8 protein-coding genes are annotated in these 6957 nt (G+C 43.7%); 4 read left to right on the top strand and 4 right to left on the bottom strand.

Translation table 11 applies throughout. The features are described from left to right. Positions 1 to 199: 199 nt before the first annotated feature. Complete coding sequence (locus ACFVS2_RS34050; protein ID WP_390241037.1) at positions 200 to 433, bottom strand: hypothetical protein; 234 nt, start codon at positions 431 to 433, stop codon at positions 200 to 202. Between the two features lie 350 nt (positions 434 to 783). On the opposite strand from ACFVS2_RS34050, the gene ACFVS2_RS34045 reads away from it, so the two are divergent. Further along, a complete protein-coding gene (locus ACFVS2_RS34045) occupies positions 784 to 1605 on the top strand; it encodes a DUF6492 family protein (RefSeq protein WP_390241035.1) in 822 nt (273 codons plus the stop codon). Positions 1606 to 2059: 454 nt separating this feature from the next. Here the strand turns inward: ACFVS2_RS34045 and ACFVS2_RS34040 are convergent, their stop codons facing one another. Next, positions 2060 to 2209, bottom strand: a complete 150-nt coding sequence (locus ACFVS2_RS34040; protein ID WP_390241033.1) for a hypothetical protein — start codon at positions 2207 to 2209, stop codon at positions 2060 to 2062. Between the two features lie 1101 nt (positions 2210 to 3310). Here ACFVS2_RS34040 and ACFVS2_RS34035 point away from each other — a divergent pair. After that, entirely contained in the window at positions 3311 to 4972 is a 1662-nt protein-coding gene (locus tag ACFVS2_RS34035; RefSeq protein WP_390241031.1) for a BMQ_0737 family morphogenetic spore coat protein, read from the top strand. Positions 4973 to 5138: 166 nt separating this feature from the next. Here the strand turns inward: ACFVS2_RS34035 and ACFVS2_RS34030 are convergent, their stop codons facing one another. After that, positions 5139 to 5531 (bottom strand): ArpU family phage packaging/lysis transcriptional regulator, encoded by a 393-nt coding sequence (locus ACFVS2_RS34030; RefSeq protein ID WP_390241029.1) that lies wholly within the window; start codon positions 5529 to 5531, stop codon positions 5139 to 5141. 135 nt (positions 5532 to 5666) lie between these two features. Between ACFVS2_RS34030 and ACFVS2_RS34025 the strand changes: the two genes are divergently transcribed. Beyond that, positions 5667 to 5825, top strand: coding sequence for a hypothetical protein (locus ACFVS2_RS34025; RefSeq protein WP_390241027.1), 159 nt, complete (start codon positions 5667 to 5669; stop codon positions 5823 to 5825). A 36-nt stretch (positions 5826 to 5861) separates the two neighbouring features. On the opposite strand, the gene ACFVS2_RS34020 is transcribed toward ACFVS2_RS34025, so the two are convergent. Next, complete coding sequence (locus ACFVS2_RS34020) at positions 5862 to 6089, bottom strand: recombinase family protein (protein WP_390241025.1); 228 nt, start codon at positions 6087 to 6089, stop codon at positions 5862 to 5864. A 126-nt stretch (positions 6090 to 6215) separates the two neighbouring features. Here ACFVS2_RS34020 and ACFVS2_RS34015 point away from each other — a divergent pair, with 126 nt between their 5' ends. Beyond that, complete coding sequence (locus tag ACFVS2_RS34015; protein ID WP_390241023.1) at positions 6216 to 6752, top strand: hypothetical protein; 537 nt, start codon at positions 6216 to 6218, stop codon at positions 6750 to 6752. Positions 6753 to 6957 lie beyond the last annotated feature (205 nt).

Below are 6957 nucleotides of genomic sequence, written 5' to 3'. Positions count from 1 at the left end.
TTGCCCTTTAGCTGCCATAAAAAAATGCACCCCCTAAAGTTCATCGGTAAACCACAGGGGTTTTTCCAATGTCTACTTTAAGGGGTGCACTTCAAAAAACAGGGACGGGTTTTTTACTAGCCAGCTAGAATAAAATCAACAAACACTGGTGATCGACGCATGCCGCTCTTTGTCCAAATTCGCATTTTGAGACGTGCTTTTATTTGCGGCTGCAAGTAATCGTAACTGTACGATAATTGCCAAGGATAATCTGATTTGGGAAATCAGGGTTTAATGCAAATAGTTTTCCGACACCAACCATATCAACTGCTCCACTTTCGATTGCTTCATTCATACCTTCTTCGGAACGGAAACCACCTGTTACGACCAATGGTGCTTGTTTAATTGTTAAATTTTTACTTTCGCCGGTTTCGTCGGATTTCGTCGCGACCATCACAGCGCTCCTGGTTTTCTGCCAGCTCCATCTGTTCCGGTCTATCTTCAAAGAAACGTATTGATCCAGTCAGAACCAACGAAGTCGGATCGAGCTGCCATTGTTGTATGTCAACGATTTCGACGATACAAAGTGAGGAGAGTTTCAATGGGGTTTTACATAAATTTTTGAAATGTAAATACTTACTCAATGACTCAAGAAGGCAGACATACACACATTTTTCAGGATTTCCATTTCTGACATATTCACCTTAAGGAAGAAAATCATATCCTATCTGGAATGTCGGACACTCTGGCCAACCTGTTCAGACACATATGGTTGAAACTGCTTAGTGAAAAGGAGTTGAGAAGTTGTCTCGTTCAGTGAAAAGCACCTTCAACAGCTCTATTAAAATTGATGTCCTGATCCCAGCTATTGAGAAAGACCTTGGCACTCTTCCGTATGTCATTGACAGTATCCGTAAGCAAGTGAAGCATCCGGTTGGTAGGATCATGGTTGTATCGCCACCAAGCAAACGAATCCAAGCCCTTTGCCGGCGTAAAAACTGCACCTTCATCAATGAAAAACGCGTCCTATCGATTACCAAAAAAGACATTCACTACCAAACTAAACGCACCAATCGCTCAGGCTGGCTGCTCCAACAATTGTTGAAGCTGGCGGGAGGAAACTTGACCAAGCAAAGGTATTATCTTGTGATTGACGCCGACACCATTCTCATTCGACCTCATGTGTTTCTCGTCAATGGGAAAACCGTTTTTTACTGCCGTAACTGGAGTCGTCCCGAGTATTTTCGCACCTACAAGAAATTAATGGGGACCAAGCCAACCGCTTCGCGCTCTTTCGTTGCCCACTATATGCTGTTCGACAAATCGAAGCTCTCCCGGCTGAAGTCTAAAATTGAGGCTAGGCATAAGACTAGATGGTACCGGGCGATTATCAAGAAAACCAACAAGCAGAGTTATGCCGGCTTCTCCGAGTTCGAAACTTACGGTAACTTCGTGAAAGCTCACTACCCCGGTCATCTGGTTGTAAGAAGTTCTCTTAACAAAAGCTTATCTTCAAAACCAGCATCACTTACTCGTAAACGAATCATCAGACTCGCCCAGAATTACAGGTCCATCTCCTTTCATAAACGCGGCTGGTATATCCGGAAGAAGCACGTGAGAAAATGAAGTGCTGCCGAGTCCAACTGCTTGTGATGTAAGATAGCCTCCAGACCTTGGATTCGTTACAGGTGTATGCGGTATCCGGATCACTTCAGATGTGTATGCCCACATCTCAAAGAAAATTGAATTAGATAACATGAACAAGTTTGAAAGCTACATGGAAAGTCGTGGGCAAAAATGTTAAACCCTGAAAAAATAAAAATTGCCCACCAAATAAAAAACCCCTCGTACCTACAGGCACAAGGGGTTTCGCTTATTAGTAAGCAGTCGTGTAATGCTCGCGCTTCCAATCGCGATCGCGTGGGGGGAACATTTTCTTGGCTTTCAATCGGTTTTAATACTCCCTAGAAATCGCATAAATGCAACAGTTTCATCTGCTGTTATTTCAAATGACATCAAATCAATTCATCATTTTGTGGGTGCATTTGTGGGTGCGATATACAACTAGCGCAGTCTATTTTCACCTTGATTTAACCTTCGTCCTTAAATTAGCGTCAACTGTTGTTAAATCTGTTGTTAGTTCTTGTATTTGCCTTCCATTTATTTGAGTAACAATTGATCCTTCTTCATCCAATGCTGTACTGATGAAATGTGTTCCTTTCATCATCATCTGCAAACTCCTTGTCCTCCAATGCGTCCGGGTCGAGTATCTTCATTCTGCGTTCGGCCTCTTCCTCTTGTTCTTCCAGCAGTTTTTCACGAGATGCGCGCGGATCATCCACAAACGGCAGCAGCGTCAGCCTTAGCGAGTGACAGCTTTCTGAGCCGTCGCTTTGCCTTTTGGCTGGCTTTGATCTTCACGAATTTTGAGCTACGACCATCTGGACGAAAAACTTTTACAATCTCGTCCGACCGGCGCAGCACTTTCTCCGTGTAGTATAATTCTCCTGTCGTTGAGTCGACAGACTAGCGTACTACATTTCACCCACCTCCAAGAAAAATGGCACAGCATAATTGCTGCGCCAAAGGTTGACACTTCCGATTAACTACAACATACAACATAGTCTGCTTTGTCTTTCTCATTTAACCAAAGAGACCCATCCTTTTCTACCTTAACATCCAAATTGTTTTCCTTGAGGTACTTTACATACTCAGGGGGAGCAGTATCTGATAACTTGTAATATTTCTCCTCTTGGCTTAAAAAAAGATAAGTTAAGCTGCCAAGGAAAACGAAAACTAATATAAAAACGATTAATTTTCTTACAACTTTCCCCCTCATAATTTTTTTCTATAGCCTATTCATAATTAGTATATATCTTGGATCGTTTTCATAATCAGATGATTCACCAGTGAATCTAGTTATATCTAGCTTATTCCAATCCCGTGGGTACTTATCCCATTTTTTCAGGTATTTCAGCTTTCCACCTTCATATAGTTCGTGGGCTGATTTCCGAGCATCAGTAAAGTGATCATTAGGATCTAATCCATCAAACACCGCAAAGGCGGTTTCCTGGTACTGCTGTATTCAACTATCGAACCGATTCGTTCAAAAAAACAGCTTTTCAGCACAGACAGCTGTTTGGTTTACCTTTATTCAATATTTGATCCCGCGAAATAATCCGGATATTGTGGTTAGACCTTCAAACTCAACATTTTTGAATTTGCCTATTATTTTGTTGTTTAGCGCATCATTAGCCTATACCTCAATGACAATAGCCTCATAAAATATATCGATCTTACATGGAAAATCTCAAGAGAAAGGAGTGTAAGAATGACTCAACTTGCTTATGTGGCCAATAGAGGCTCACACAATATCTCTGTAATTGATGTAGATCCGGCCAGTCCCACCTTCAATACCGAGATTAATCTGATTTCAGTCTCCGGGAAGACTCCACTCGTAATTGCAGTCACACCGGATACAACACGTGCATATGTCACGAACAATACCTCCGGTGATGTCTCCGTGATCGATACGAATCCCGCCAGTCCTACCTTCAACACCCAAATTAAACTGATACCGCTGTTGGGAATCGGATCCGCCCCCACAGGTATAGTGATCACTCTTGACGGTACTCGCGCATACGTCGCGAATCAAATGTCCGACAATCTCTCCATAATTGACATAAATCCTGCCAGTCCAACGTTCAATACCATGACGGGAATCATCGGATTGACAGGAATGGGGCCAAGCGTTCTAATGATCACCCCGGACGGCACACGCATTTATGTACCGAATATCAATTCGGCCAATGTCTCTGTAATCGATATCAATCCCGCCAACCCCACCTTTAACACCCAAATTGACCTAATAAACGTGACAGGATCAGGTCCGCTTGACGTAGCTTTCACTCCAGACGGCAATCGCGCCTATGTCACCATGCTAAACTCCAACAGGGTCTCCGTTATTGATACGAACCCAGCCAGCCCCACCTATAACACCGAGATCATGAGTATAATCTTAACTGGAAACACTCCTATAGAAATTCTGATCACCTCGGATGGCAAACGTGGTTATGTTACCAATTTATTTTCATCTAATGTATCCGTAATCGACACGAACCCAGCCAGTCCCACTTTCAACACGGAGATCTTGCTAATTCCGCTCTCTGGATCTGGCCACGCCGGTATTGCGATAACTCAGGATGGCACTCGCGCTTACGTCGCGAATGCACTTTCTGACAATGTTTCGGTGATCGACACGAATCCCACGAGTCCCACCTACAATACCGAGATCGATCTGATTGAAGTGTCTGGAACCTTTCTCGCCGGAATAGTGATCATCCTTTTCCCAGCGCCTCCCCTCCCTCCGATACAGACGGAGTGCATCCACGTTCAAAAGGTATATGACTGGGTAGTATTAGCGAACAGTTACCGTAACAAGATTGCCATCGCCGACGATTGTAAAGCTTTGGTAGACGCATCTATACTGTCTGGGCAAGATATTACGTTCTCCTGCATTGAGTTTCTTTCTCTTGATCCTACATGCAATATCGTCAGTATTCGCCGCGAGAACCTTACAGTCGGTGGGACCACTGTTCGAGTCGGGGTCGTTCGCTTCGTGTTCGGAGCTACTGTACTGGTTCGCATCTTCGCAGATGGAGCATTTCTCTGCGATTTTACGGCCACAGTGCAATTCGATCAGGAAGTCGTTCTCTGCCTGCCTGACCCGCTCGATGAGGACAATATCCTGTGCCGTATCAGCGCTTTTGAGTGCTCACCAACCGGTACCGTTCTCCTCGGCGGCATGGTTCAACTCGACGTCATTGTGTGCGTAGAAATCCAGGTAGAAGCAGAAGTAAAGCTGGAAGTATTGGCAAAATTCTGCGCGCCGCGTCCAAACAACATTCCGATCCCATCGCCAACCCCATCTTTCCATTGCCCGCCGATCTTATTCCCGCCACAATGCCCGAATATTTTCCCCAGTGGAAACTGAGACGGCCTGCGAACAGTCACTGCTCTCTTGACCAACTCCCCTGTCTTCTACAACAGGTTGGCAGAATCGGATACAGAACAATTACTCGTCGGTATATGCCCGAGTCGCGATCCGAGAAGCACACGTTCGTAGCAAAGTTTTTGTGTCATGAAAAATAAAAAGGCACTCAGATCATCCCTAGTGCCGTAGCAATTTGCATGATTGCCTCTTCCTTTTTTCTGTAGAATTGGTCTTTTGTCAGACCTAAGTCAAGATATACATTGATGTACTTCACTCTAGCCGCGCTGAGATACTTCTCTTCAATGATCTGTCGCTCTACCTCATCGAGCGAATACTCGAGTGCTCTCTCGATCTGCTTCGCTTTCAATTCGTTCTGCATCTCTGAAAGCTGCAACCGAGGGAATAATTGCTCGATGCCCTTCTCCTCTTGCTCCTTCTTGTTCTGAACAGCAACACAGAGGGCTTTGTATGATTTCCATTCTTTCACAGCAGCCTTCCTGACTTCTCTCTCATTAACTGGTTGCAGAAATGACAGTTGTTCTTGTACCTGTGCGCTCATCTTTCTAATTCCCCCTCGTTGTTAGCCCATGATATAATTAGTTTAGGCGAACATATATACGGGCTCCCATTTGGGGGCTTCTTTTTTGTCCCACACCCCTTCTGCTACGGTTAGGTGCGGAAGGAGGTGATTAACATGACCAAGCATCTGTATTTCTACGTAAGTTTCGCGGATGCAGCTCGTCTCAATCTAGAGTTAATTCAGCTCGGCTATAGGAACTACTATCTACAACCGCCTGAACACCTGGTTGCTTGTGTGTTCCATCCAGTTACTGAAGTCAGTACGCCATCTTGAGACAACTGTTTTTATGCGGATAGTCCGTTCCCCGAACTATTCAGCAAATATCACCGGTATATTCATCCGATTAGCCAGCCTTATAAAATCCCCTAATTCAACAGGGTTTCGGGAGATTCGCTCAGCACTAAGGCAGATGATCTTGCTTACCACCCCTTTTTCTAGGTCCGCGATTAGTTGGATCAGGTCCGAGCGATCCGGGTCAATCGCCTTCACGTCCAATTTCATGTACACCTTATGAGCTTCATTTTGGACAAGTGGCATGCATGACCCATCTCCCGAAATATTTCGTTAAATTTTTCGACTTGAGGAGAAACGTTCTAATTTGTCTGTCGTCTTACTAATTATGTATGGTATTACATGTAAACAGAAAGGAAATGACACTCTGTTATGAAAAAAACATATGTGCTGCTTTCTTCTCTGATTTTATGTTCATTGCTTGGTACGGAGGCTTATGCAGGTTCACAACAAGAAACGGCTGCACCTTCTCCTTCCTCAGTAATTATTCCAACTAGTAGCAAAGATAAACACGGCAATACTATTGAAAAATCAATGGCCTATGTGAAAACTTTACAAGTGAAAAACGGAAAATTAGTAGTTTCGCTTGACTATGTTCAATGGTTTTTCGGTGAGGAAGCAGTTAAAGCTTATCGTCAAGATCATCCATTAGTGAAAGAGACCTATCCAGCACCATATTACATTCGAAATAGTAACCCTAAAATTAGAACGTTTGAAATTTCTCCAAAAGCTTCGTTTACTCTTCAAACCAACTCTACCAAAGATGGGGATTTACATTGGAATGAATCAGTAAACGCCGATACTTTTAGCAAGTTTGTACAATCCAAAGGAATTCCTTATCAGCTACCCTTCCACATTGAAGTAACGAATGGGGTCGTCACAAAAATTACAGAGCAGTACGTCCCCTAATTATTAGCAGCACTCCCTATTTGGGATGCTGCTTTTCATTTTTTCTCTTGCGTTAAAATAGCCGGCAGCAGCTCTGGGTTCAAATTATTCAGTCTGAGCTCTAATTATTGAATTCCCCCATTTTTTTAACTCATGTAAATTAGTCCAAGCATTATCTCTTTTCCTTCATATGTTGATCCTACGAAACGTAAATAAGCGTAGAAGG

Origin of the sequence: Brevibacillus sp. NPDC058079 (assembly GCF_042885155.1) — a bacterium.
In the GTDB taxonomy this organism is placed as follows: Bacteria; Bacillota; Bacilli; order Brevibacillales; family Brevibacillaceae; genus Brevibacillus.
This window is presented reverse-complemented; position numbering and strand designations above follow the sequence as displayed.